2 protein-coding genes are annotated in these 2360 nt (G+C 70.7%); both read right to left on the bottom strand.

The annotated features are described in order from the left end of the window. On the bottom strand, positions 1-670 hold a 670-nt coding region (locus tag H5J26_RS30295), incomplete at its 3' end, for a uroporphyrinogen-III synthase (RefSeq protein ID WP_181769154.1). A 113-nt stretch (positions 671-783) separates the two neighbouring features. Beyond that, a complete protein-coding gene (locus H5J26_RS30300; RefSeq protein ID WP_181769155.1) occupies positions 784-2196 on the bottom strand; it encodes a nitrate/nitrite transporter in 1413 nt (470 codons plus the stop codon). Positions 2197-2360 lie beyond the last annotated feature (164 nt).

The following is a 2360-nucleotide window of genomic DNA, read 5'->3' on the forward strand; positions in this document are numbered from 1 at the left end:
CGAGCAGGGAGGCGGCGGCGGGGGCGCTGGTGAAGGTGAGGGCGTCGAGGCCGCCGGAGAGCGTGACGTCGATCAGTCGGTCGACGGGCGTGATGTCCTCCGGCGGCATCCACCGGTAGACCGGCACGCCGACGACCTCCGCGCCGGCCACGCGCAGCGACTCGACGAATCCGGGCAGCGGCTCCCCGTGGAGCTGGAGTGCGATGCGACGCCCGGAGACTCCCTGGTCGAGCAGCCGGTCGAGCACCTCGGCCATCGACTCCGAAGCCGGTGACCAGCTCTCCTTCAGCCCGGCCGCGCGGATGGCGCCCCGCACCTTCGGTCCGCGCGCGAGCACCTCGACCTCGCCGAGGCACTTGAGCAGGTCTCCGCCGAAGCCCCAGCCGTCCGCCGCCTCGACCCACCCGCGGAAGCCGATCGCCGTCGTGGCGATGACGGTGTCCGGGGGGTTCTCGGTCAGCGCCTTGGTCGCGTCGAGGAGCTCGGTGTCGTCGGCCAGCGGGACGATGCGGAGCGCGGGCGCGTGCAGCACCTCGGCGCCGCGGCGTTCCAGCAGGGTGCCCAGCTCTTCGGCACGGCGCGCGGCCGTGATCCCGACCGTGAACCCGGCGAGGGGCTTGACCTGCTGGTTCCCGGTGCGCTCCGCCGCTCCTCGTCCCTCTTGCTGCATGTCCGTCTCGCTCCGCCCCTGCTCGTACGAAGGGCCGAGCCTGTCAACACAACATGACAGGCTCGGCTCCCCGGGATTTCCCGGCTGTTACGCCGCCGTTCCGCGTGGTGCTTTCACACCCCCGCGTACACGGGGCGCTTCTCCTGCTCCGGCGCCGCCGCTGAGGACGCCGCGGAGCCGTCGGCCCCGTCCGCGATCGGTGCGGACGCGCCCCTCAAGTACACCGCCCAGGTCACCGCGCAGCACACCCCGTAGAAGACCAGGAAGGTGAGGTACGCCGCCGTCCCCGTCCCCACCGTCTCAAACGACTGGCGGAAGGCGAGGTTGATGCCGAGCCCCCCGAGCGCGCCTACGGCCCCGATCAGGCCCATCGCCGCCCCCGACAGCCTGCGTCCGCGTACGGCCGCATCCTCACCCGTGATGCCGCGGGCCAGCGCCTTCGCGTGGAATATCGCGGGGATCATCTTGTACGTCGAGCCGTTGCCCACCCCGCTGAGTACGAACAGCACGGTGAAGCCCAGCACGAAGACCGGCAGCGACTCGGTCAGCGAGGCCGCCACCACCACGAGGGTCGCCGCCGCCATCGCCGCGAACGTCCACAGCGTGATCCGCGCTCCGCCGAAGCGGTCGGCGAGCTGCCCGCCCACGGGACGGATCAGGGAACCCAGCAGCGGCCCGAGAAACGTGAGAGAGGCCGCCTCCAGGGGCGTACGCGCGAACTGCGTCTGCAGCACGAGCCCGAAGGCGAAGCTGTAGCCGATGAAGGAGCCGAACGTCCCGATGTAGAGGAACGACATGATCCAGGTGTGCGCGTCCCGCACCGCTTCCCTGGCGGCTCCCGAGTCGTTGCGTACGGGCGCCAGGTTGTCCATCCACAGCGCGGAGCAGACGGCGGCGATCACGATCAGCGGGATGTAGACGCCCAGCAGGATGCGCGGGTGTCCGGCACCGGCAGTGCCGATGACGGCGAGACCGGCCAGCTGCACGACCGGCACTCCGACGTTGCCGCCCCCGGCGTTGACGCCGAGCGCCCAGCCCTTGCGGCGCAGCGGGAAGAAGGAGTTGATGTTGGTCATCGAGGAGGCGAAGTTGCCGCCGCCGACTCCGGTGAGCAGCGCCACCACCAGGAACGTCGTGTACGACGTGCCCGGCTCCATCACCAGCCACGCGGCGACGGTCGGCACCAGCAGCAGGGCAGCGCTGACCACCGTCCAGTTGCGGCCGCCGAAGCGGGCGACGGCGAAGGTGTAGGGCACCCGTGCCACCGCTCCGACGAGCGTCGCCATGGAGATGAGCAGGAACTTCCCTGCCGGATCTATGCCGTACTGCGGCCCCATGAACAGCACCATGACCGACCACAGCGTCCAGACGGAGAAGCCGATGTGTTCGGAGAAGACGGACAGCAGGAGGTTGCGGTGGGCGATGCCCGACCCCTTCTCCCGCCAGAACGTCTCGTCCTCCGGCTCCCATCGCTCGATCCAGCGGCCCCCCTTGCGTGCGCCGGGCGCAGCGGTCGCGGCAGTCATGGCGTCTCCACAGTTCTCGGGTGTCACTCCGGGTGTCCCACCCGAGGCTAGGGACGGCGCGTTTCAGTGCTGTGCCGTGAGGTGTCGTCTGCGAAACCTTGCGCTCACCTGGGGGCGGGCGGGCCGGTGAGTGCGCTGTCGCTGGGGACGCTCGCTCCGGCTGT

The organism is Streptomyces albidus (ex Kaewkla and Franco 2022) (assembly GCF_013870515.1).
Taxonomy (GTDB): domain Bacteria; phylum Actinomycetota; class Actinomycetes; order Streptomycetales; family Streptomycetaceae; genus Streptomyces; species Streptomyces albidus.

Bases quoted from the DNA above. Each gene is read 5' to 3' on its own strand.
- H5J26_RS30300 (WP_181769155.1), bottom strand. From the start codon at position 2,196: ATGACTGCCGCGACCGCTGCGCCCGGCGCACGCAAGGGGGGCCGCTGG.